Below are 25,575 nucleotides of genomic sequence, written 5' to 3'. Positions count from 1 at the left end.
GTTCTTCGCCCTGATTGCTATGACCTCAGATAAAAGAGAAAACGCCCCAATATGATTATTGGGGCGTTTCTGGAAAAGCGGACGGGGATTAGCGGGGTGTAGAGTCTGCTTCAAAGACCATTGCCGCTGCACCTTGAAGACCTGCATAACGTCCAGCGGTGGCGAATTGAATTTGCGGTTTGCGCAGAGACCCAAAGTGCAAAAGCTCTTCGACATGGCTCTGAACTTCGCCAGGGAAGTAACTCTGTCCTTCGATTAAGCCTCCGGAAAGCAGGACTGCTTGAGGGTCCAGGATATTGAAGAGGTTCGCAATTCCTTCCGCTAGATATTCAGCCATGATGCTGTAGACTTTTCGGGCTGCAGCGTCGCCGGAGGCAGCTAGTTGGCTGATCTGCATGGCGGCATCGGAATCGCTCATATCTTTCGGAAGGTGACGCGGGCACAGCTCCCGATATTCTTTAACGAACGCGACGGTAGAAACGTAAGCCTCCAGACATCCTTCGCGCCCGCAGTTGCAAGGACGTCCCCCGGCCTTAATTGTGTGGTGCCCAATGGTCCCGGCAAATCCGTGGTTGCCGCGGAGTAGTTTCCCTTGCGAGATGATTCCGCCGCCTACTCCTGTTCCAATCGTGATAGCTGCGAAATCCGTTAAATGACGGCCGACGCCGAAGTGCAACTCTGCCAGAACTGCAGCGTGAGCATCGTTTTCAATGAATGTCGGCATGTGGAAGAGCCCTTCGGCGTAATCGCGAAGAGGAAAGCCCGTCCAGCCAGGGAGATTATCGGTAGCCGCAAAGACTACTCCGGCATCTGCATTCATAGCACCGGCACTGGCAATACCGAGTCCCGCAGGTTTAATCCCCTCTTTTTTAGCAATGGCAATGACCTTTTCAACTGCTTGTGCCATTGCCGATGAGATGACTTCGGCGCCTTGCGCCGCATTCGTCGGGACTTGGAACGTATGGCTAACGTTGCCATTGCGGTCGACCAAACCAGCCTTAATAGCTGTTCCCCCTATATCGACTCCAATGGCGGGCGTGTCAGGAGGGCAAAAATCCATTACACGAACAAAATTTGTCGTAATCGTCCCCGGCCGGGTAATCGCGGAGCCGACGACGACGCACCATGCTCCATCAGCAATCGCCCTCCGTGCATCTTCAGGGGTGGCAATATGCCCCTCGGCGATGATCGGGGTATGCAGGCGTTGGGACAACTCTTTCAGTAAGGGCCAATTAAAAGAATCGATGCCTTTTGTATCTTCGGTGTAGCCGTTCAGGGTAGGGCCGACAAAATCTGCTCCTGCAGCCTCCGCTGCCAGAGCCTCTTCCAGCGTAGCGACATCTGCCATCACAGGAAGCTTGAGTTCCTTATGAACCCGCTGAATGATCTCCCGCCATGGCTCACCGGCAGGCCATGTGCGATTCGTGCAATCTAACGCTATGATGCTGGCCCCGGCTGCAGCCAATTCAGATGCTGCGGCGAAGTCCGGCGTGATGCGTAGCTTCTTTCCGTCGTAGTATTTCTTCTGAATTCCAATAATGGGCAGGTCGGTGTCCTGTCGTATTGCGGTGATATGTTCCGGGCTATTAACACGTAAGCCGGAAGCCCCTCCTCCAACAGCGGCGCGGGCCATTCTTCGAATTGCATCAGTATCTTCGAGCGGATCACCGGGTGCGGCCTGGCAGGAGACTACCAGTTTGCCTTTGAGTCGGTCTATGGTTGTCGACATTCCCCTTACCCTTTCCAGAACAACAAATAAAAAAATCTAGTAAATGTAAATATGTCCTATTGTATAGTCTACTGGTGTGGATGACGGAAGAGAAAAATCTGTTGTGTAGGATTTTCCAATGTCATTCCGGTTGTCCAGGGCTGAAGGGGATTAAGATTCAGGCCTGAAAGGGCGGATAGAAGAATGGAAAGCGCAATCACTGCCGGTGCCTTGCTCGCCATATTGTCGGGCGTTATGAATGGAAGTTTTACCTTTCCGATGAGATTCCTTGGGCGCTGGGAATGGGAGAATGTTTGGAGCATCTTTATTGTTGTTTCCTGCCTGATAATGCCCGCGGCGATGATAGGCGTACTTTCTCCCTCGGCAGGGATAATACTCCTTCATGCCCCGGTTAAGGCGATAGTTATTGCTATCTTGACCGGATTTGCCTGGGGCTTTGGCGCTATTATGTTCGGCCAGAGTGTAAGTGCAATCGGAATTTCCTTAGCGAATACCTTTGTTCTGGCAATTAGCTCGGCCCTCGGATCTTTGTTGCCAATGTTGGTTCTGGCTCCTCAAAATGCCTTTCAACATACGGGCAAGATGATCTTCCTCGGAGTGGGGATCGAGATAATTGGAATCATCTTATGTGGACGGGCCGGACAGTTAAGGGAAAAAGCCTCTCAGTCAACCAAAGAGCGTGGTGACTTAGTCGGACATGCACGTCCGCTGGCCGTAGCCCTGATGCTGGTTGTCGGGTCCGGCATCCTTTCCGCCGTCTTTAATATTGGTTTTGCGCTTGCACAGCCCATCGCTACTTATGGGCGTGCTTCCGGATTGAGTGAGTTTGCCAGCACGAACCTGATCTGGGGAGTCATGTTGGCCTCGGGATCGGTCGCTAATCTTGGCTTCTGCCTTTATCTGCTCTGGAAGAACCGCAGCATGGCCAAATTCCGGCTGGCTGGCAGCTGGAGGCTCTACACCTTATCTACCGTGATGGCCCTGCTCTGGGGCGGCAGCATATTCGTTTATGGAGCGGCAGCACCCCGTTTGGGAGCGCTGGGTACGGCTATTGGATGGCCGCTGAGCCTGGCGACCGGCTTGCTGCTTGCCAATCTGATCGGTGCTGCAGTTGGGGAGTGGAGAGGGGCTTCACGCCAGGCAAAAAGCTGGATGTCTTGTGGAATTGCTGTTCTGTTGATCGCAATCGTTGTACTGGGACGGGCAAGCTACTAACTTGGTTTGATACTGTTTCTTAGGAAACTTTTCTGCTGCCGAATGGTAGTGGAAGGTATATCACCAGAAATTTGCCCTTCCAGTTCGAATTGAGATTGGAATGAAGCAACAGGAGAAGCGATCAGTGTCTAAAAAGGAGATACCGGCCCAGGGAAAAATGGGTTCAGAAACGGCATCGGTAGCCGCAGATGCCTTTGTGCCGCTCGACAAGAACAGTTTTACCCCGTTGTACTTCCAGATTCAGACCCAGCTTATGAAGATGATCGAATCTGGCAAGCTGCGGGTGGGAGATCCGCTGCCCAGCGAAGAAGAGCTTAGCCGAATCTATGGCGTTAGCCGTATGACCTCTCGCCAAGCGTTACAGGCTCTCAAAAGCCAGGGTTTTGCCTCTCGCCATAAGGGACGAGGAACTTTTGTTCTCCAGCCCAAAATGGAAAAGGATATTACGCACCTTTCCGGTTTCACTGCGGAAATGAGGGCTTTGGGGCTGAAAGCTACTTCGAAGGTTCTGGATGCCAGGATTATGCCTGCTCCAGGAGAGATTGCCTCCAAGCTGGCGATTGAAATTGGCGCTCCCGCTTTCAAACTGAACCGGCTGCGTTTTGCTGATTCGCTGCCTGTTGCTATTGAGGAGCTCTGGTTGCCGGAAGATCAATTCCCGGGAATCGAGAAACTGGATTTTGCGCGATCTTCCTTATATCAGACCCTTCGGGAGCGTTACGGAATCCGGGTTGGCAGCGCAGACGAGATTTTGGAATCCAGATCTGCCAGTAAGCAGGAAGCTGCACTTCTCGATGTTGCCCCCAGATCAAGTTTACTGGTTATCTCCCGAACGCTGGTCAGCGTAGAGGGGAAGCCCATTGAAACGGCACGTTCGATCTATCGTGGAGATCGGTATCGAGCCGTGTTACGAATTCCAGCTACGGCAGTGGAGTAGAGACGTCTGCCATGCTGAGACTGCAGTGCATGGACGAACAATGTCTATTTTTTCGGAGATTGATTCTGCAATTGGTCGCAAAAGTCGTCGCGCATTCCTTCAGGGAATTGGGGCAACAGGACTCACTCTGCTTTGCCCTAATGCGATAAGTGCCGTAATACCGGATTCCGCTCGTCAGTCTGCAAGTCGAGCGGGTAAGAAAATTACTCTTCTTCCTTACGGAGACTTCCAAGGATCAGCATGGGGTTGGCAGTTCACTACTGGGGCAGAGCTTGTCGATGTTTCAGGACGTAAAAGCCGGCGTGCCGTTCGCATTCATACCGACTCCGGCGATTATGCCCGATTCCTGCTGCTAGGACCGGAAGCCGGCAAAACATACACCATGACCGGTTGGGTCAAGACCGAAAATGTGGTGCAACAAGAAGAAGAGGCTGGCGCTTACTTTACTGCGTCGCAATTTGAGTTTCAGGGACGTCCTACGGAATTCACCGTAGATGGAAAGCAGCTTCCTGAGAAACGTTTTGGCAACTTCACGGGAACCGGGGAGTGGAAGCGTTTTTCGCACACCTTTACTTGCCTGCCAACAACCGCCTATTTTGAAATTGCCGTCGGAATCTATCGAGCCTCAGGAACAGCTTGGTTCTCCGATGTCACCTTTGTTGAAGGTGATCAGGCTGGGGAGTTTGCTGATGTCATTGATATATGGCAGGCAATGCAGCTTTCTCACACCGATTCCCTAAAGGGTGTGATCCGCAAAAAGCCAACTGCTGCAATTTTTCGCGATTCGATTCCAGTGAAGGGGACGGCCTCCGATCCTCAGCAACTGGCAGCTATCCTTTCCCAGACCTACGATGTTCGTTTCCTTTCGGCGAAGCAGTTGGCGGATGCCGCGCAGCTTAATCGTCGCAATTATGACCTGCTGGTGCTTCCTTATGGAGAGAGCTTCCCGGTGATTGCGCAGGGTAGCGTTATGGCGTTCCTCTCTGCTGGCGGCGATCTGCTCACGACGGGCGGCTACGCGTTTCAATCTCCTGTCATAGAGAAGGACGGGCAGTGGCAGTTTTATGCGGATGCGGTTAATAAAGAACAGTCGAAGAACCTGATGCCCCCTGTTTCGAACAGTGGTGGAGGATGGAAGCCTCTTGAGTCTGCCTATACCAACATCGAAAACGCGCAGATTCCTGGTCTAGGGAGCCAGGTTTGTGGCAAAGTTCAGGTTCCAGCCAGCGTGCGTGGTCAAAATACGGCCTGGTTCTTCGAGATCCCGGCCGAGGGCGAGGCTAAACAATTCTATTTTGAAGCTTGGTTCAAAGCCGAAGATATTGAGGCCGCCCCTGAAGGATGGGGCTATATCGGATATGAGCAGCTGGATGAGAAGGGATACTTGGCCTACGCTGCCGGAATGTATCTGGACAGGGTCCATGGATCGCGTGACTGGCATAAGGTAGAGCGTCTGATCTATCTGGTACCAACCTGCAAGTCTTTGCGCATTGGCTTCGGATTACAGAACGCTACCGGAACTGTTCGGGCAGGTGCCTTCAAGCTGGAAGCTCGCTCTCCGCAGATACGCATGAATACTGCCTTTGGATTCCCTCAGGATGAGCTGAAGATCAGCCAAAAGCAGATTGGCATCTTTGATCCGGACTTCCGTTTGAAGCGAGTCTCTTCGATTCAACCTGCAAAGGAGCAGAGTGTTCTTGCCGGTTCTACGAAGGAATCCCTGGAAGGCAATTTCGAAGGTTACGCAGTTACGGCTGTTACCGGGATGCATCAGGCCCGCTGGATTCCCGTGCTTGAGGCACAAGATTCTCTTGGACGCAAGCGTGGACCGGCCGGTGCTCTGGTTCATCACATGCGCGGCACCTATGCGAGAAGCAGTTGGGCTTGCTTCGGAGTAGAGAATCAAGATCTCTTCGCGAAAAACTCGGCGCTTGGGACAAATGCCCTGCAGGCCGTAGCTCGGTCATTGGCACAAAAATGCTTCTTGCATGCCTGTGAGACGAACTACTCCACCTATCGCGATGGCGAAAGTGTGCAGATGCGCGTCCTGGTCAGCAACTTTGGTCTGCAAGCTCGCGAGCTTGAGGTTCGATGGAAGGCTTCAACCATCGATGGGGAAGAGGCACTCTTTACTCAAAGTCAGCGTGTCAAGCTGGATGTGGGAGCAACTGCAGCTGTAGAGACCGTGTGGAAGCCCGCATCTTTCGCAGCGAATCGCTACAAGATCACCGCCAAGCTCTTTCTTAATGGTGAAGAGATTGACCAGTTCACCAGCGGATTCCTGGTCTGGAAGCCGGAGATCCTGAAAAAGGGACTGCCCTTTGAGTTTAAGGACAATTACTTCCAAATTGAGGGACGGAGCCTCTTCCTCCAAGGGACTGACGACTATCTGCATACCTTTGTCGATCAGGATGAGAATCCGTTGACATGGCATGAGGATATCCAGGGCTGCAGAGATACCTGCATCGATGTCTACGAAAATCTGATGGGACTACGTGGTCCTCAGCATCGGCCTACAGAAGCTTGGTGGCGATGGATCGATGCCATGCTCCTCAGTACGCAGGATGTGGGTGGAGCATTCTTTCCGGGCATGCTGATTTTCAGCAATACGGCTGTAAGCAACAAGGATCTGGAGGATCAGAAGGACTACGCCCGCACCTTCGCCAAACGCTATCGCGATGCCAATGGCATCATGTATTACCTGAATGGCGATTTGGAGCTTCACGATCCGAATCTGCCGGATCTGCAGAACCTTTATAACGAGTACCTGAAGGAGAAATATGGATCGGATGAGGCTCTTCGTAATGCCTGGAAGCTCTCACCTCCAGAAGCTCCTATTGGCAAGTTGACGATTCGCACAGGAAAAGACGAGTGGGGCGATCTGCGTACCCTGGACGACTTCCATTTCCGTACTCAGCTTGTGCGTCGTTGGCTGAATGCTCTGCACGATACGATTCGTGAAGTAGACACGAAGCATCCCGTTACGGCTGAGTTTTACCAATTGCCGCTATCCGGTATTGATCTGCTCTCTGCTTTAGGGAAATTGGAGTTGGCCAACTTTGGGTACTTCAATGATGCCGGTGAGGACTACTACCGCTTCCCTCAGGTGTGTAGATTTCTCGATCAGAGTGTTCGCGGCAAGGGCGTCAATATTGGCGAGTTTGGCGTTAAGACACATCCGGCCTGGCTCGATTGTAGTGGGTACATTTCGGCAAGAACTGAGCATTTCGAACAGTCCTTCTTCCTTGCTATTGCGCACTATGGTTTTGCTCTGGGGGCTTCGAAGATCCAGAACTGGTGCTGGAAATATCCTGCCGATCTGCCCTTTGAGTGGGGGATCAACTATCCGAATGAGCTAATTCCTCGAGATGTCCGCTTCTTCTATAGGAACAGTGGATTGCTATTCCGGCATCTGCGGCCACGCTATGACCAGAGCGAAACCTTGTTCCTGATAGCAGCAGACAATCGCAAGGGCGGCCTGGGAGCAAGTGTTGCCGAAGGTGAGATGAATGGTATCCGCTTGCTTATGGATCAGCGCGTGCACTTTCATTCGCTCTCGGATGACTTTATCGAATCGCTATCCGAGAACGTAAAGACGATCTTCTATCCGTTGCCCTATTGCCCCAGTGACGGGGTGATCAAACGGCTAGAGGAGTTTGTGGAGAAGGGGGGACAGCTTTATATCTCCGGAGATATGAGCTACGACTCTTTCCGCGTACGTAACCGGGTGCAGCGACTGAAGGACTTGTGCGGTGTAGAGTTTGTTTCCGAGCGGTTCCCGAATATCAATTACCAGAAGGGGGCGCTGAAGACGGCACCCAAGGGCTCTGCCTGGCCGGAATATATGGCCACTCCTGGTATTGTGACTCGTCCTGCCGGAGCAAAGGTCCTGCTGGAAGCCGTCGATGGCACCCCCGTTGTCACGGAATATCAGCGTGGCAAGGGCAGGGTCATCTTCAGCGCAGATCCTGTAGAGCTCCACGGCGATCCTCGTTATCAGCAGTACGCACATGCTTTCTACCGTGCCTTGCTCGAGACCCTGGGCGTTTCTGGTGAGAAGCTGGAGCCCGCCGATGCTTCCATACACGCTTTCCGGGTTCCTTCTCAGGATGAGCGGCAGATTACAGTGCTGGTCAACTACGACGATAAGAAGGATTGTCCGAACTTCTCTGTTCCGGCCAACGGCACATCTGTTCGCCTGGGCCTCGATGCACAGATGACAGGAATTGTCGTAGCAGAAGAAGGGAAGGGGATCGAGGCAATCGAGAGCTCCAAAGATGTATTTGCCGGAGATCGACTGCTGTTTGGCAGCGATTTGCATTTCATGGCCATCTCCTTCGCTCGCGAAGGACTCGATAAGAGTCGCTGTATGCTAGTACTTCCCATGGGGACAGGAAAGCTGACAATTCCGGGTGCTCAACGTTGGACTCAGCCAATAGTGCTCGTTGGAGAAGTCAGCGGGGGCAGGTGGCAGCAGGCAGAAGCATTCAAGCCTTCTGCAGCGGACGGAGCTCTGAATATTCCGGTGCCACAAGATCGATCTCTCAGCATGATGATCGTTTGTGAGGCTTCGGATCAGGCTGTAGCCGTCAAACAAATCGAGGAATGGGTCGTAGCTCCCTGGAAGCTGAATTAGCGTTCATCTCTCTAGGAAGTATCCTTCCTGTCCAGTAATACCGGCTTTATTCTGCTGGCGTCGGTCTTTAATGAAGACGCCAGCAGGGTTTTGCTTCTCTTATCACGCGTCTCGGTGATCTCTGCGTCGAAACATAAACCCCGGTTTCTATTTTTTTGAATGTCTACAATATGGCCACATAGAGGAGAGTGGGAGCACTAATCTTGAAACGATTCAGCGTGCAAATGTCTATTGTATATACATTTGGACGATAATTTGACATGCCGTGCTATCATGAAATCCATAAAGTTGAGGCCAGACCAAATTTCCCCATTGGCTTCACTGTTATCTCATCTGTTTTGAATGGTTTGCAGGTGTACCAGATTTCAGGCACACTTGCGCCGTGCAAATTTCTGTTCAGTTTCTGTAGAGCATCTCTTTGGTAGAAGTAGCCGAATTCTAAGGTTTGACTATTATTTTGTTGCAATTATGTATGGTCAACTATACATTGATTCGCAACGATACACAGACTAAATTGTGTACCTGGGAAAGGGGTAGTACAGATGAAAGTCGTGGGTCTTACAACTCGACTTCTTCTCGGGCTATGTTTCTGCCTGAGTTCTTTGGCCTATGCGCAAACTGTTACTGGATCGGTAACTGGTATAGTTACTGACCCAACAGGTTCCGTCATCTCTGGCGCAAAAGTTGCTGTCGTGAATACAGAAACTGGAGTGACGAGCAATACAGTTACAAATAACGCTGGTATTTACTACATCCAGTATCTGAGAATCGGATCCTATAAAATTACCTTCTCGGCAACTGGGTTTAGCTCTCAGACATTTGGCCCGTTTAACCTGGAGATCAACCAGCAAGCCAAAGTTGACGCCAAATTGTTAGTCGGAGCAGCATCGGAAGTCGTTACCGTTAATGATCAGATGGCACCCATTCTTAACGCTGAGAATGCCACTATCGCTTCGACAATCACTTCAAACACTATTCAGAACATTCCTCTTAACGGACAGAACTACGTCAGCCTTCTGGATTTCGTTCCTGGATCTGTAAATACGGAGCCTTCAGCAACTGTTGGTTCTCTTCCTTCAGGCCGTACCGACGAGCGCTACACGTCTGATGATGGCATTCCGGCATTCAACGGCAATCGCCAGATGTCAAATAACTTCATCCTCGATGGCGTGGAGATCAATGAAACGCTAAACAACAGCGTTGGCTATGGTCCAAACCCGGACGCGTTGGATCAAGTACAGGTAATCACGAACAATGCAAGTGCAGAGTTCGGCAATGCTAATGGCGGATTGATCCTTGCCGTCACCAAAGGTGGTACAAACAGATTTCATGGCAGCGTAAATGGCTACCTGGAAAATGACAAGCTGGATGCCAATACTTGGGCTCATAAACATTCTGGAGCCAAAAGAAATGTTTATACCCACAGCATCTTTAATGGGACCTTCGGCGGGCCTATTAAGAAAGATCGGCTGTTTTTCTTCGTTGACTATCAAGGCATGCGTTATCACACAGGTGGCGAGGATACCCGAAATGTGGCTCCGATGGCCTGGCGCAGTGGAGACTTTTCCAGTCTCTTGGCCATGGATTCACCTGTGCAACTATATGACTCTCAGAATGGATTCAAACCCTATCTGAACAACCAGGGCGTGGCAATTGTGAATCCGGTTGCCAAGTATTTGCTTGCCCATCCGGAAATCTATCCTCAACCAAACCAAACTCCTCTTGCTGGTACCCCGGCAACAAACAACTATCTCGGACACTACAAGCAGTTCAACAGAAATGACCAGGGCGATGCTCGTATTGACTGGAAAGTCAGCGAGAGCGATGCTGTTTGGGGTCGCTTTACAGCTGGCCATGCCTATGACGCTATGCCCATTGGCGTGTTGGCGATTGAGTTTCCCAGTTCAAACGACTATCCCTTCTATGGTGGCGTAGTCAGCTGGGCGCATACCATTACCCCGACTCTAGTGAACGAAGCTCGCGCTGGAGTTAGCCGTTCCATCTACGACGAAGGAAATACTACCGACCCAACAGGCGTTTTTGGTCTGAAGGGTAACTCGATACTCGGCATACCCGGAAAGCAGATGCAACCTGGGTTTAGCTATATGGCTTTCAGCGACGGCTTGGTCAGCGGTGTTGGTTCTTTGGCATGGATGGTCAACATGCATGAAACCAACTACACCTTTGCCGATAACGTTAGCTGGCAGAAGGGCCATCATATGCTGAAGGCCGGAGTCCAGTTTATTCGTTATCAGCAAAACTATATTTTCCCAGGCAATTCTGGCGCTCTGGGGCAGTTTGCTTATTCCGGAGCATACAGCGGAAAAGCTGGAGCAACTGGATCTTCCTTTGCTGACTTTCTACTTGATCGTTCTTCCGAAGCGACAGTTGGAGCTTCCTACGGTTATGTGGGACAACGCCAGTGGAGAAATGCTGCTTTTGTTCAGGACGATTGGAAGCTCAATTCAAAGCTCACCTTTAATATTGGTGTGCGTTGGGAGTTCTTCCAGCCGATCTATGAAGTCAACAATAAGCAAGTAAATATCAATCCCAATACTCTGGCGTTGGAATACGCAGGCAAAAATGGCAACAGCCGGGCATTGTATAACCCGACTCATACCAACTTTGAACCTCGTTTTGGTTTTGCTTTTCAGCCGAATTCTCGCTGGGTAGTTCGTGGCGGTTATGGAATAGCCAATTACCTCGAAGGAACAGGAACAGCTCTGCGCTTAACTCAGAACTATCCGTTTAACTACTCCTATGACAATATCGCCAAGAATCCAACCGCGACTTCCGGAGGCAATCCGATTCAGGTTGAAGGTGGATTTGGCTCGGCGATTCCTTCTACAGCTTCAACCACGTATTACGAGTGGGACAAGAATCTGAAGCCTTCATTGACCCAGCAGTATAACCTGACGGTGGAATACGAGCTCAGCAATGATTCTTCAATCTCGGCAGCTTATGTAGGTCAACTTGGTCAACACCTGATTGACGCTGTAAATGCCAACCAATGGAGTACACTCGGCGATCCAACGACGGCTCCTTACCGGAACTTTGTCGGCGTCGATGGTACAAAACTCGGCTCTGGAGGCGCTGTAAAGCTGACTAATGCCGAATCGATGATGAACTACAATGCCTTGCAGGCTGTGTTTCGTCATCGTGCTTCTCATGGCCTTGAATATACGGTCAATTACACGTATGGAAAGGCAATGACCAACTATCCAGGGTTCTACGGCACACTGGGTGTAAATGGTGCTGGCAATTACTGGCAGAATCCTTACGATCCCGACGCAGATTATGGTCCGTCCTACACTGACGTGCGTCACGCTCTAAGTGCAACGGGTGTGTACGAATTACCTTTTGGGCACAACAAGGCCTATGGAGCAAATTGGAATCCTGTTCTGAATCAAATTGCCGGCGGATGGAAATTTGGCGCTACCGGTAAATTCTTTACAGGTCTTCCGGTGAACATCACTAGCTGGGGCGAAGTGGATGCTAATGCAGTCCTTTGGGCACAGAGAGCCAACCGCTATCGCAAGATGAAGATCGTCAACCGGTCGGCAGATCATTGGTTTGGTACCGATCCTTCCGCTACTCCTTGTACCGGACCTGATGATGGAGTTTGCGCCTATGGAAACGAACTACCTTCCGGATACGGAACCTCTGGTGTCCATACGGAGCGTGCTCCCGGATACCGTCAGGTCGATCTTTCATTCTTCAAATCGTTCCATGTAGTTGAAGGCCAGAGACTCGAGTTCCGTTCTGACTTCTTCAATGCATTCAACATCACCAGTTTGGGTAATCCTTCCAACACTACCTCTTGGGGAGTTTTTGGCCAGATCACTGGGTCTCGCTCTCCTCAACGTCAGATTCAGTTTGCTTTGAAATACGTTTTTTAAACTGAACCTTCCACGTGCGGTCGGAGCTGTTGTACGCTCTGACCGCACATATTCTTTATGTACCTTGTTTGCTTCTCTCTTGGGCTTCCAATGGGTTCGAAACTATTCAGATCTTTTCTGTGCTGTTGTCTTTCCTGTGGACTTTCTGCTTCGGTGCTGAAAGGCCAGACAATCAAAGTACTCGATCCTCTCGCGGTTCAAGCGGAGGGCAATGCGGCGAGTGCGGTTGCCACAATTTCTATTCCTGAACGAATCTCCGAAAGACGCTGCGATGTGGTTGTCCTGGGGGGCGGCATGGGAGGCAGCGCTGCAGCTTTGAAAGCCGCAGAAGATGGCATGCGCGTTTGCATGACCGAGCCTACCAATTGGGTTGGTGGGCAGATGACTTCCCAAGGTATCTCCGCTTTTGACGATAACGAATTGACTGAGACGACTGGATCCTCTCGGTCTTTTCAACAGCTACGCCACTTGATTCGACAGCACTATGTTCCAATGCTGCGGGAAGGCGTTAAGGCTGATAAGACATTTAATCCAGGACTTTGTTGGGTAAGCTACGAATGTTCCGAAGCTACGGTCGACCATGATGTCCTTCGCTCTATGCTGGATCCCTACATAAAAGATGGACGCCTTACTCTGTTGTTGCGGACGGTTCCCGTTCTTGCCGATACCAGCCAGGGGAAGATCAAAAGCGTCGTGGTCTATGGCTTCCAGACTCATCAGCTTCTGCGCCTTTTGGGATCAATCTTTATCGATGCTACAGAGCTAGGTGAGTTCTTGCCTTTGTCCGGAGCTCAATATGTAACAGGCGCTGAATCGCAGAAGGAAACAGGCGAGGCCGATGCGCCTCTTCAAGCCGATCCGGATGCAGCCCAGAGTTTCACCTACGCCTTTGTTCTTGAGCAGGGATCTTCCTCCTCGGCTACTGCTAGGCCTGCGGGGTATGACGGCTATCTATCCCATTTCTCGCTTAATTCCACCGACGCCGAAGCAAAAACCTTATCCTATGGTGTATTTAAGCAGATGCCCAATACTCCAGGTTCTTTCTGGAGCTACCGTCGCCTGGTAGCAAAAGAACAATTCAAGCCCGGTGCGTTCTCCTCCGATCTGAGCATGATCAATTGGGACAGTAATGATGTCTGCGATAACGATCTGCTTTCTCTCGATCCCCTGAAGCAGGCGAAAGCTATGCAGCACGGGAAACAAGTATCGCTGGCTTTCGCGTGGTGGTTGCAACATGAGGTGCCCCGGGATGATGGACAGGGGCGGGGATATCCCGACCTGAAGATCGTTCCGAGTGCAATGGATAGTTCAGACGGTCTGTCGCAGTTTCCGTATATTCGTGAATCGCGGCGCATCAAGGCACTGCGTATCATTCGCGAACAGGATTTGGTTACAAAAGATGCGCGGGCAGTTCGCTTCGATGATTCGGTTGGAATCGGCCAGTATCCAATTGACATTCATTCTTGCGATAAAGTTCCGCATCTTCCAGCGTCCAAGCCTTATCAGATTCCATTTGGAGCTATGCTGCCGGTGAACATCGATAACTTGATGGCAGCATCCAAGAACCTTGGAACCACTCATATCACGAACGGTGCGTATCGTTTGCACCCCACTGAGTGGGCACTTGGCAGCGCGGCTGGTGCGGCAGCTGCGCTAGCCATCAAAAACAAAATTACTCTTAAACAGATCGACTCCGATGCCTTTCAGCTGCACAGCCTCCAGAGGGAACTGATCTCCTCAGGGCAGCCTCTGGTCTGGTTTGATGATGTACAACTGGATTCCCCTTATTTCCAGAATGTTCAACTGGCATCTATTCTTGGGTTGGTTGAGTTACGAGAGGACTCTTTGAGCTTTAAACCGGGAGATCCGGTAACAGGGAAGGAGATTGCATTTTCTCTACGCCAGCTCGAAGGGGAATTTGCCCCTCGCGTGACTTCTGACCTAGCGAAGCTTTCTTCCGCGAACCATGTTCAATGGGCGGAGCTGGGTCAACTCGGAGTTGCAGTAGATGGGAAGATCGGAGAAATCACCCGCGGTGAGTTCGTAAACTGGCTGCTGTCTTCGTATCAAGAGAAAGACCGAAGTGGCATACAGCGCAAGAAGAGATAGACGAGGGTAGGGCTATGGGGGATCTGAAGAAATATACTCGTGCAGCTTCTGTTTCACTTTTGAATATAGTTTTTTCGATTTCACTTGTGGCACAGGATAGCCACTTTGCTCCAAGAGATCAGCAGATACCGGTCCCGGACTGTCTGGCTTCCCATGAGAGCTGGCAACTCGCCTATTCCCCGGATGGAAGCCGGCCCTCTGTGCAGTGCACAGAGAAAACGCATCAGCAATGGCTCGAAGATATTACGCACTGGAGAATGGAGCGTCGTATCCGTATTGGATACGACGATACCCGATATCGTCTCCCCGAGACTCAGTGGGCACAGTCAAGCTTTATCCAACCCCAGATGATGGTGCATGACCGGTACTTCTATGACCCGGTAAGTGGAAAATATACCGTCGATCGTTATCTCGATGACTTGGAAAAGCGTTATGGAGGCATTGACGCAGTGCTAATCTGGGCGGTTTATCCCAACGTTGGGATAGATGATCGCAACCAGATTGACATGGTCACTTCTATGCCAGGAGGTATTGCTGGTGTTAAGCAAATGGTCTCCGATTTCCATCGTAGAGGGGTACGTGTACTTTTCCCGATAATGATGTGGGATCAGGGCACGCGCCATCCAGGAAAGCCGTGGCCGGATGCCATAGTTGCTTTGATGAAGGAGATTGGTGCGGACGGCATTAATGGAGACACTCAGGATGGAGTTCCACTAGCCTTCCCTCTCGCCGCGGACAAGATTGGGCACCCTCTGGTGTTCGAGCCTGAACTGGGGCCACACGATGAAGCGCTGGCCTGGAACGTCCTCACCTGGGGACAATATAGGTTCCAATTTGTTCCTACGATTGATCGTTATCGCTGGCTCGAGCCTAGGCATCAAGTGAACATTTCCGACCGGTGGAACCGCGACAAGAATGATGACCTGCAGTTTGCTTTCTTCAATGGTGAGGGATGGGAGAGCTGGGAGAATATCTGGGGTATCTGGAATGGCATTACACCGCGTGACAGCGAGGCTACCCGTCGTGTTGCGACTATCGAGAGAGCTGTGGCGCCATTCCTGGTAAGCCAGGAATGGGAACCGCTTTATCCCATGCATCAATTCGGTGTTTTTTCGAGCCGCTGGCCAAAAGGAAATGAAACCGTCTGGACGATTGTTAATCGCAATGAGTATGACGTCGCTGGGCAGCAGATCAGTATTCCCGCTCAGGCAGGGATGCACTATTTCGACCTGTACCACGGAGAAGAATTAAAGCCTGAAAAAGATGGAAATCAGGATGTGCTTTCGTTCTCTCTCGAAGCTCATGGTTTTGGAGCCATCCTTGCAACCTCTGGAACTCCGGATGAGAAGGTCCATACGTTGCTGTCACAGATGAAAACTATGACGTCCAGTCCTCTCTCCAGTTACTCGGGCGAGTGGCATTCGTTGCCTCAGCAATTGGTCGCAATTCCTGCTACGAAGCCGGAAAGCTCGGTTTTAAATGGCATGATCAAAATTCCTGCATCTGATTTTCTCTTTAAGGTGGAAGGAATTGAGATCGAGGGGATGAATTCTGTCGGAGTAGATGTTCAATATCCATGGGAAGATGTACCTCGCCGTTATCACGAGCATCGCATGCAGGTGAAGTCTTACTACATCGACAAATATCCGGTTACGAATGCGGAGTTCAAGAAGTTTCTCGATGAGAGCCATTATCAGCCAAAGGATTCTCTCAACTTCCTAAAGGATTGGAAAGGCGGGAAGTATCCTGCTGGCTGGGAGAATAAGCCTGTAACCTGGGTTTCTCTTGAAGATGCCAGGGCCTATGCACAATGGGCAGGGAAGAGATTGCCTCATGAATGGGAATGGCAATTGGCAGCACAAGGAACAACACAGAAGACCTATCCATGGGGTGATATCTGGAATCCGTCGTTCGTCCCGCAGCCAGATCACGGCCGCACCATGCGTGGCCCCGATGCAGTTGATGCACATCCTTCCGGAGCAAGTTCATTTGGTGTGATGGATATGGTGGGCAATGTATGGCAATGGACCGATGAGTACAAGGACGACCATACTCGTGCGGGAATTTTACGTGGCGGCAGCTATTACCAGCCTACTGGCTCAATCTGGTATTTCCCTCAGGCTTACAGGAACGATCAACACGGAAAGCTGTTGCTGATGGCTCCTGGTTATGATCGCTCCGGTGCCTTAGGCTTCCGCTGTGTGAAAGACGCCGAGTAGACAGAGATGCGTGCGGTGCTTAGCGGGTGGGGTACGCAATCGTTGCCCCATTCTGCTAACAACGGTAGATTGGCGGAGGCGTTTTGGCGCGTAAGTTAGACAGACCTTCCGCGCCGGATACAGCGCCTTGCCTCCCTTGACTCTCAACGCAACGAAACGCTGCTGCGAATTACGCGGCGCGTGCGCTCCCCAACGCAAAGGCTGGATTTCCATCGCTCTCCAATTCTTGGACCTGTGAGTGACTCCTGCTTACTGGTCTCGTGTTATTCCCTCTATATGTAACGCATGTCACATTGCCAAGAGTTTTCGCATTCGATGCCTTGACTATCTACAGAATGAGTTGTAGATATTCTAGGTATGAGGAAACCAAGCGGTCCGGTGCAGGATACTCTCGATCTGCTCGTTCTCAAGATATTTTCGCTTGAGGCCAAGTACCGTTGGAGCGTAGCGAACTGGTTGGAATGTGAGACAGGACGACGGGTGAAATTCTCTTCGTTCATTTTTGCGGACCGAAAGCGACTTGATGGTGAGACCTTCAATTGGAGGCGACTCTCCTCGACCATCAATTCCGTAATCGAAGAGGCCTGAAAGGTAGACAGAAACGATGCACTGGCTAGAAAGACTCAAAATGCGGATGCGGATGCTCTTCCATCGTCAACGAGAGCTTGACTCCCTCGACGCCGAACTGAAATTTCATCTCGATCAGCAGATTGCGGAAAACATAGCCAACGGGATGGGTGCTGAAGAAGCCCGCTATGCTGCACTTCGAGCCTTTGGCAATCCGACTACGCTGCGGGATCAGACACACGAAACGTGGTTGTGGAATGGGTTGGAAGGCTGGGTGTCCGATCTGCGCTACAGTGTACGCCGTTTGGCTAAGACTCCGGCCTTTACAACTCTTGCCGTTCTCACGATGGCTCTAGGCATCGGTGCTAACACAGCGGTATTCAGCGTGATGAATGCGCTGCTCATGCGCTGGCTGCCCGGCAGCAGCTCCGAGCGTCTGTACTACGTGCGCATGGCCAATGGTATGGGCGCTCCAGCCGGGAATAGCGGAGACGAAAACACTTCTTTTACAGAACCGACGTTTCAGGCTCTGCGCTTACGCAGCGATATCTTCGAGGAACTGATTGCCTCTGTTCCTCTTAGCGCAAATGGCAAGGTCGCGGTACGTCACGGTCAACTACCGGAGCAAGCTGAGGGGGAAGAGGTGAGCGGTAACTTCTTTTCGGGCTTGGGTGTGCAGTTGGATCGTGGCCGTGGGTTCACGATTAGCGATGAAAAGAACCACGCGTCAGTGGCGGTTATCAGCTATGACTATTGGACGTGGAGTTACTCACGCGATCCGGAAGTCCTGGGAAAGACCTTGTATGTGAAAGGCGTTCCCATGGCGGTTGTGGGCGTCGCCGGCCGAGAATTCAAGGGGGCTGGGCCGTCTTCATCAACTGACTTCTGGATTCCCTTGCAGAATCGGCCAGAACTGAATGCACTGGGAATGCGAGTAGAGGTTAACTCCCTTTATGGAACTCCTCAGTGGGCGTGTCTGCAGATGATGGCGCGCATGCGCGCCGGAATTACTCCGCAGCAAGCTCAGCTGGCGCTTAGTGGTACATTCGGCGAAGTGGTGCGGAAGACTATTGGCGTCGTTGACTCAAAACGCTGGAAACCGCTGCTGGATTTTACTCCAGCACGGGGCTTGGGTGTTCACAGCACAGCTTTTCGTGAGCCAATGCAGATATTGTCGGTCCTTGTCGTTCTGATCCTTCTTATTGCCTGCACCAATATCGTCACGATGATCCAGGCGCGCAACACTGTGCGCCAGCGTGAGTTGTCAGTGCGATTAGCGATTGGCGCAAGTAAAACGAGGATTTTTCGCCAGTTGGTCTGTGAGAGCGTGGTATTGGTGTCTTTGGGCGCTGCACTAGGCTGGATTTTTGCGCAATTCGCGACGCGCGCGTTAGCCGTATCGATTAATTTCGAAAAAGGTTTCAGCCCAGACAGAACTGTACTTCTGTTTACATTGGTTTTGTCGTCTTTGGCTGCGTTGGCCATTGGAGTATTTCCCCTCAAGAGTGCGCTGCATGCACCAGAGGTAGAGGCGTTACGATCCGTAACCGCGAACATGACTGCCAATCGGAACCGGGTCCTGGCCGCGCGTGTGGTGCTTAGTGCACAGATAGCTATCTGCCTGGTTCTGCTCATGGCTGCCAGTCTGCTGTTGCGAACATTGCGTAACTATACAGAGCAAGATCTGGGCATGCAGGCGGAAAAACTTTTGGTCTTCGGCGTTACTCCTCAGGAGCAGGTTGGTACAGAGATCTTCTATGGCAACTTGCTCGAAAGGCTTCGCCAAGTACCTGGGGTGGAGTCTGTGTCGTTGGTAATGAATCGCCCCGGAGCAGGCTGGTTTAATACAGGAAATTTGTTTCTGGATGGTTTAGAGCGAAGAGGAGAAATACTGGTCTCAAATGGGGTCGGTCCCGACTTTTTCCACACCATGGGTATTCCTATTCTTGTCGGTCGCGATTTTGCTGAATCGGATAAACCAAACACGCCTTCTGTAGCAGTGGTCAACGAGACGTTCGTAAAGAAGTATCTTACAAATACCAATCCGCTGGGCCATGTGGTGGGCGGCGGTATGCCGCACTCCACTATCGTAGGCGTGGTACGTGATAACAAGTACCGCTCAGTGACCGAGAAGCCAACGCCCATGGCATATTGCAACTCCCTGCAGTGGCCACCACTTGGCACTATGCAAATCGAAGTACGCACGCGTGGCTCTGCAAAGAGAATGCTGCCGGAGTTGCAAAGAGTTGTGGCAGAGCATTATCCGAATATGCCGCTCGAAGACCCTATGACCCAAAAGGCGCAGTTTGAAGAGTCCTATGATGTGGCCCGCATGTTTGGCGCAATGGGCGGCTTTTTCGGATTGCTTGCAGCATTGCTCGTTGCTACTGGCATTTATGGCACGCATTCTTCCCGTGTGAACAGCCGCACCATGGAGATCGGAGTACGCATGGCGTTGGGAGCCAGCCGCGGGCAGATGCTGGCGATGGTGATGCGAGAGAGCGCATGGGTGCTCCTGGCTGGCCTTGTGTTCGGAATTCCTCTCACACTCGTTGCTGTTCGCCCGCTCAAGTCCATGCTCTATAAATTGTCGCCTCTGGACCCGCTGAGCTTAGCGCTTGCCATTGCAGGCATAGTCTTTGTTGCCGGTTGCGCCGTTGCTGTTCCTGCCCGCCGTGCCGCGTCGATTGCACCTATGGAAGCACTTCGCACGGAATAAGCGAGAAATGAATGGACCCCGGCGCGTTCAGAAAGGTGCAAGGCTATAAGGATGCGATTACGGTGATAACAGTAGCGCGCTGTACTTTCGGAAGGACTGGATCGTAGCCGTCAACCGAATTGAGAGTATTCAGCACATTATGTTTATAGCCACTCATTCTTCCGACCTAGTGTCTGTCGGAAGAATGAGTAAGGAAGGTTGATCAGTACGGTATCCGTATCAAGCGTGGTTTTTGATTCACTGTTTTCCGGATACCGCAATTTTCGTCTTAGTTACCCCGTCCTTCGTCACGCCTCTGGCGTTCCTCAGAATGGGGCGCCGATATTTTGCCAATCATAACTAGCTTATTTGGCGCTGAAGTTTGGTACGAAATACAACTGCTGAGGACCGGCTGATCCGCCGGTGAGGCTTGTTTCGAGTTCGATAATCGTTGACTTCGTGTGTGTGTTCACCTGATAGAACCACCAGGCTGAGGTGTAGTCCACATACGGAGACAGAGCTTTGTGCCCATTCACTGACATGACAAAGCTGCCAGCTCCGCCGGTAGGTTGCATCAGGAGTCCCAGCGGTGTGTTTGAGAATGGCGTCTTGCTTTGCAGGCGGACAAAAAATTTGTAAAGCACTCCATAATTTCCATCGTTGTAGACCTGCGTCCCGCCATCGACTGCGTCAACGCCTAGCTCATATTCTCCTGGCATAACGTCGGAGTATGGATGCCCAGGCGCTGCCGTATCGACATCCAGTCCCTGTGTTCCCAGTGTTGTATCGATGTTGAATGTTCCCAGTCGATCGAAGTGAGCGAATTTTGCACGAACGTGCTCATCCGGGCTCAGGATCGGGAGCGTTGTTGGGTCAGCTGGATGGTTTCCGGAATAAACGAGTGTTGTAACCGTGGCTTTTCCTGTTCCGAAGCCCTGAGGTAGTGACGAAAGGACGTCTTTGGTATCAGATGCTGTGGAAGGCGAAAGCTTCTCTAATAGCGAGAGAGGAAGGGACTTTGTTGCACTTCTGGAGGGGAAGGAAAGCAGGAAATACTCCTCGAATCCAGAGGCGGTGTTGCCGGACTCGTTGTCCTGAACGGAGTAATAGGTCTGACCAGGTGCCAGAATTGCCAGGAAAGTTACAGAGCGATGATTGGAAAGGAACTCGGAGAGAGCATCTTGTCCGGCGGCATTGGGATAATAGTTTGTGCTCGCCCCTTTGCCATGAGAGAAGAGAATTTCGGTTCCGCTGCTCGTATTGGTGATCGCCAGACCTACGGAGAGTGTCGCAGCGGTCACATTCTGATGATGGTAGAAGACACGGAAGGCCCCATGAACCGTATCGCGATAGAAGGCCGCGGGCAGGGTAGCAGTGTCGGTAATTTGTTCCGGGGAATCTGAAAGGATCAGTTCTCCTCCTGTAGGAATAAGCACTGGCTTGGAAATCGATGTAGAAGTGCCTATGTCAGAGGCTGGGATAAGACTTCCTACATCTGTCTTCTGGACCTTTTGTGTCCAGCCGTTTGCTGACGATAGCAGAACCAGAACAGCAATCTGCAGGATCGTTTTCTTTTTCAACATTGCGTTGATTTTTCCTTTCGCTGGTTGCTCCCGGTGTCGCCAATCTTGATTTGGCTTTGAAGAAAACCGTGAGCCGTTGTTTGGCGCATAATAGGACAGTTAGGTATAGAAGTCTATACATATTTACTTCTGGACATCATGCTAAATTTCTTGTTTGATGAAATTAGCAGTTGCAGCGAGAAGACGACTCCGAAGTGGACTAACCAAAGAGGTGCATCCCCTATGGCCGGATGCTTGGCTTGGGCATCGTGCGGGTGCGAAGTAAACATTTGAGAATCTTGTATATAGAAAAGTACCGGATTTACTCTTCGACACAGATACATCGATTGATATCCCAATACTTCCTAAAGTGGTCTATAGCGGAGTAGGAAGTGGTCTACCTTTTGGACGTCTGGTCGTGTCACTCCGCATGCGATCGCACTCTGTCTCTAGAGTGTCGAAACCAGGAATTTCTGTTGGAATCTTGAAATATTATTGTGTTGTCAAGTTGTATAGTCATATATACTCTATCGACAAAGATGCTTTCAGTAGGCATCGAGTCCCGGATCTGTGACGGCACCTCCAAAAGGTACCTCGCAGAGAGTCTCGATAGAGATGTGAGTTAGTTCAAACGAAAAGGGAGACACCATCATGTGGTCAAAAGTCCGCATTCTTTTGTTGGTGTTGTTGGCAGTATTTTTTACAAGGAATGTCATAGGCCAGGTTAGTAACGCAGGTTCTGTGGCTGGTACGGTCACTGATACTTCTGGCGCGGTCATTCCAAATGCCGAGGTAATTGCAACCCAACTAGACACTAACGTGCAATGGCGTACGCAGACGGACGCAAATGGAAGCTACATTTTTGTCAGTCTTCCTGCTGCGAGCTACAAGATCTCTGCTCAGAAAGATGGCTTTAATAGAACGGAAAGGCCTGAGCTCATTCTTCATACAGGTGAGCACATTAAGGCCGACATGGCGTTGAAACCAGGTAGTGTAGCCGAAACAGTAACAGTACAGAGCAACGCGATTTCCGTCGACATGGAGACGGGCAACGTAGGCGAGGTCGTCACCTCGCAGGCCATTCAGGATCTTCCTCTAGTCACACGTAACTTTATTCAACTTGTAGCTTTGGTTCCGGGCGTCTCAAGCGATATCGGTAGTGAAGCTGGTTTCGGTTCGAATAGCGGTCTCAGTGCTTCCGTCAATGGTGTACGCGAAAACGCGAACAACTGGACAATTGACGGCGTTCCGAATCTGGACGTTTACAACTCCAATAACGCTCTTGTTCCAAACGTGGATGCGCTGCAAGAGTTCCGCATCGATCGTGGTAACTACACCGCAGAACAGGGCCGCAGCGCCGGTGCATCCATCAATGCCATTCTGAAGTCTGGAACCAACCAGTTCCATGGAACGGCATTTGAGTTCATGCGCAACAGCTACCTGAACGCAAATAATTACTTTAGCAATCTGGGTGGCGTCAAGCGTCCGCCGGAGCACTATAACAACTGGGGATATACGTTGGGAGGTCCGGTTAAGAAGGACAAGCTCTTCTTCTTCTGGTCGCAAGAGTGGCGGCGCATCAGCCAAACTTCTGGAACCTTCCAAGCCAGAGTTCCTACCGATCTGGAAAGAGCCGGTGACTTTTCCAACTATGCAGCAATGGGTGTACCTCAGCCTGTGGTACCTGCAAACGTTGCGACCAAGGCCGCTTGTTCCGGTTGCGTCGCAGGTCAACCCTTCCCGAATAACAAAATTCCCACAGGCTTGTTGAATTCCAATTCTCTTGCCCTTTTGAATACCTTCTACCCTAAAGCCGGTGCCTATAACGCTGATACTGGTGTTAACTATGTTTCGGCCCTTCCCACTATCACCACCGTTCGCGAAGAATTGATTCGCCTCGATTACAGCATCAATGATCAGTGGAAGGCATTTGCCCATTATGTCCAGGATCAAAATCATATTACTTCGCCCTACTCGTTATGGAACGACAACTCGCTTCCGAACGTAGCAGGAAGTAAGGAATTTGAGCCTCTACACAGCTTCGCTTTGAATGTGGTGGGAACCTTGACTCCGAATCTGGTCAACGAAGCCCAATTTGGTATCTTCCACAACATCATCCGGATCTCGATCGATCCGACAGCATCTCGTTCTCGTGCGAGCGGCTTGAATATCCCGTACTATTTCCCTAATCACACCAATACTAGCAACAGAATTCCTAATCTGAGCTTCCAGCGCTATGCCGGTATCAATGCAGATTGGCCATTCCTGAATGGTTTCTTCTACCACAAGTGGACGGATAACCTGTCTTGGCACCGGAATCGTCATAATATGCGCTTTGGTGTCCTCCTGACACAACAAGGTAAGAACGAGGACAATGCCAATTCCTTAACAAATGGCTCATTCAGCTTCAATGGAACGCAATCAGGCAATGATTTGGCTGACATGCTGCTAGGCTTTGCCGATACATATGCCGAAACACAGAAGAACCCGATGCAGCATCTGCGTTATTGGGATGCTGAGGCATATGCTCAGGATCAGTGGCAGATTCATCCTCGTTTCAGTCTCACCTATGGCTTGCGCTATAGCTATTATGGACCTGAGATTGATTCCAACAATCTGAACTCAACCTTCTACCCATCGTTGTATCAGTCAGCTTTAGCTCCGACCGTGAATAGCGATGGAACTTTGGGTACGATCCCGGTTTCACAGCTTTCCAACGGAGTTTATCTACCGACGAACGGCATCGTTGTTGCCGGTGTCAATTCTCCATACGGATCGGCAATCTACAAGACCTATAAGCTTAACCTTTCTCCACGTCTAGGCTTCAGCTATGACATCTTTGGGAATGGAAAAACTGCACTCCGCGCCGGCTATGGACGGTACTTTGATCGTACCGCTCCTTATGAACTCGGGGCCAAGAGCAATCCTCCGTTCAACTCCTCCGTCACTCTTTATAACGTCTCGATAGATAATCCTGGCGGTTCTGGTGGTCAGACGGTAAACTCCCCTGTCTCCGTTACTGCTTTCAATAGTCAATATCGTTTGCCATATAACCAGCAATGGTCACTAGGCATTGAACAGCAAGTGGGAACCCATGCAGTAGTGAACGTCTCTTATGTCGGCACAAAGGGAACCCACCTTCTGTACGAGCTACAGCTCAACGCCAATACTCCAAACGCTGATGTGGCGAATGGAACTGTCAATGTTAACCAGGTGCGTCCATATTTAGGATATGGATCAATTCCGCTGTTTACTCCGAGTGCCAGCTCTTCCTATCACGGTCTGCAGAGTTCACTGCATGAACGGTTAGGCAAGATGTTGACTCTCGATCTGGCCTATACCTTTTCGAAGGTGTTAACCAATGCACCTTCCGATACCTATAGTCCTCAAGACAGCCGTAATCCTGGCGCTGATCGTGGTCCAGCAACTTTTGATCGCACTCACATCCTTGTGGCCAACTATTCATGGCAGCTACCTTCCTTCTCTGCGCAGCCTCGTTTTGTAAGAGGCGCGTTAGGTGGATGGCAGTGGGCTGGCATCCTGACTGTTCGCTCTGGAACGCCGCTGACAGTTACAAATGGTACGTACCTGAATTCAGGTGTTGCGGACAGCACGACTCGTCCGAACATCAATCCAGGGCAGAAGATTCAGCCTGGGCAGGCAATCACGAACTGGCTGAACAGTGCTGCCTTCACAAATCCTGTAAAGGGAACTTTCGGTAATGCCGGTATCGGTGTTGGCCGTGGTCCTCGTCAGACACAGTTCGATAGCTCAATTTCCAAGGAATTTCCGCTATGGGAACAACTCCGCATGGAGTTCCGCGCAGAGGCTATCAACCTGTTCAACCACACAATCTTCGATTACGTGAATACCTCTTGGTATGAAGGTAATCCAACATTCGGACACGTGAGCTCTGCTACCTCACCTCGTAAAACTCAGGTAGGTGTGCACTTCACGTTCTAACTGTTGATGCAATGGCCCCTTTGTTTTTGGATTGATGTTCT

At 50.9% G+C, this 25,575-nt stretch carries 11 protein-coding genes; 9 read left to right on the top strand and 2 right to left on the bottom strand.

Going from position 1 to position 25,575, the window contains the following annotated elements; all coding sequences use genetic code 11:
* Positions 1–88 precede the first annotated feature (88 nt).
* The gene (locus AC6I7T_RS05510) at positions 89–1,729 is read right to left on the bottom strand and encodes a putative N-acetylmannosamine-6-phosphate 2-epimerase (protein WP_497792326.1); all 1,641 of its coding nucleotides are present in this window, start codon (positions 1,727–1,729) and stop codon (positions 89–91) included.
* A 183-nt stretch (positions 1,730–1,912) separates the two neighbouring features.
* Between AC6I7T_RS05510 and AC6I7T_RS05505 the strand changes: the two genes are divergently transcribed.
* The 8 genes from AC6I7T_RS05505 to AC6I7T_RS05470 all read left to right on the top strand — a co-directional run bounded on the left by AC6I7T_RS05505 (position 1,913) and on the right by AC6I7T_RS05470 (position 20,030).
* Complete coding sequence (locus tag AC6I7T_RS05505) at positions 1,913–2,944, top strand: L-rhamnose/proton symporter RhaT (protein WP_497792325.1); 1,032 nt, start codon at positions 1,913–1,915, stop codon at positions 2,942–2,944.
* A 124-nt stretch (positions 2,945–3,068) separates the two neighbouring features.
* Positions 3,069–3,881, top strand: a complete 813-nt coding sequence (locus tag AC6I7T_RS05500; RefSeq protein WP_497792324.1) for a GntR family transcriptional regulator — start codon at positions 3,069–3,071, stop codon at positions 3,879–3,881.
* A gap of 40 nt (positions 3,882–3,921) precedes the next feature.
* On the top strand, positions 3,922–8,517 hold the full coding sequence (locus AC6I7T_RS05495) for a type 1 glutamine amidotransferase family protein (protein ID WP_497792323.1): 4,596 nt from the start codon (positions 3,922–3,924) through the stop codon (positions 8,515–8,517).
* 542 nt (positions 8,518–9,059) lie between these two features.
* Positions 9,060–12,416, top strand: coding sequence for a TonB-dependent receptor (locus AC6I7T_RS05490; protein WP_497792322.1), 3,357 nt, complete (start codon positions 9,060–9,062; stop codon positions 12,414–12,416).
* 153 nt (positions 12,417–12,569) lie between these two features.
* Positions 12,570–14,525, top strand: coding sequence for an FAD-dependent oxidoreductase (locus tag AC6I7T_RS05485; RefSeq protein ID WP_497792321.1), 1,956 nt, complete (start codon positions 12,570–12,572; stop codon positions 14,523–14,525).
* 200 nt (positions 14,526–14,725) lie between these two features.
* Positions 14,726–16,744, top strand: a complete 2,019-nt coding sequence (locus AC6I7T_RS05480; protein WP_497792320.1) for a formylglycine-generating enzyme family protein — start codon at positions 14,726–14,728, stop codon at positions 16,742–16,744.
* Between the two features lie 357 nt (positions 16,745–17,101).
* Positions 17,102–17,332, top strand: a complete 231-nt coding sequence (locus AC6I7T_RS05475) for a hypothetical protein (RefSeq protein ID WP_497792319.1) — start codon at positions 17,102–17,104, stop codon at positions 17,330–17,332.
* A gap of 40 nt (positions 17,333–17,372) precedes the next feature.
* Positions 17,373–20,030 (top strand): ABC transporter permease, encoded by a 2,658-nt coding sequence (locus AC6I7T_RS05470; RefSeq protein WP_497792318.1) that lies wholly within the window; start codon positions 17,373–17,375, stop codon positions 20,028–20,030.
* A 344-nt stretch (positions 20,031–20,374) separates the two neighbouring features.
* Here AC6I7T_RS05470 and AC6I7T_RS05465 read toward each other — a convergent pair whose 3' ends face one another.
* Positions 20,375–21,592 carry a hypothetical protein gene (locus AC6I7T_RS05465; protein ID WP_497792317.1) on the bottom strand — a complete coding sequence of 406 codons (1,218 nt, stop codon included), beginning with the start codon at positions 21,590–21,592 and terminating at the stop codon, positions 20,375–20,377.
* Positions 21,593–22,222: 630 nt separating this feature from the next.
* On the opposite strand from AC6I7T_RS05465, the gene AC6I7T_RS05460 reads away from it, so the two are divergent.
* Complete coding sequence (locus tag AC6I7T_RS05460) at positions 22,223–25,534, top strand: TonB-dependent receptor (RefSeq protein ID WP_497792316.1); 3,312 nt, start codon at positions 22,223–22,225, stop codon at positions 25,532–25,534.
* Positions 25,535–25,575: the final 41 nt, after the last annotated feature.

The organism is Humiphilus diazotrophicus (genome assembly GCF_059726315.1).
The sequence above is the reverse complement of the archived record's forward strand: the minus strand, read 5'-3'. Positions and strand labels throughout refer to the sequence as shown.

Bases quoted from the DNA above. Each gene is read 5' to 3' on its own strand.
- AC6I7T_RS05475 (WP_497792319.1), top strand. From the start codon at position 17,102: ATGAGGAAACCAAGCGGTCCGGTGCAGGATACTCTCGATCTGCTCGTT.
- AC6I7T_RS05505 (WP_497792325.1), top strand. From the start codon at position 1,913: ATGGAAAGCGCAATCACTGCCGGTGCCTTGCTCGCCATATTGTCGGGC.
- AC6I7T_RS05490 (WP_497792322.1), top strand. From the start codon at position 9,060: ATGAAAGTCGTGGGTCTTACAACTCGACTTCTTCTCGGGCTATGTTTC.
- AC6I7T_RS05465 (WP_497792317.1), bottom strand. From the start codon at position 21,592: ATGTTGAAAAAGAAAACGATCCTGCAGATTGCTGTTCTGGTTCTGCTA.
- AC6I7T_RS05495 (WP_497792323.1), top strand. From the start codon at position 3,922: ATGTCTATTTTTTCGGAGATTGATTCTGCAATTGGTCGCAAAAGTCGT.
- AC6I7T_RS05460 (WP_497792316.1), top strand. From the start codon at position 22,223: ATGTGGTCAAAAGTCCGCATTCTTTTGTTGGTGTTGTTGGCAGTATTT.
- AC6I7T_RS05470 (WP_497792318.1), top strand. From the start codon at position 17,373: ATGCGGATGCGGATGCTCTTCCATCGTCAACGAGAGCTTGACTCCCTC.
- AC6I7T_RS05510 (WP_497792326.1), bottom strand. From the start codon at position 1,729: ATGTCGACAACCATAGACCGACTCAAAGGCAAACTGGTAGTCTCCTGC.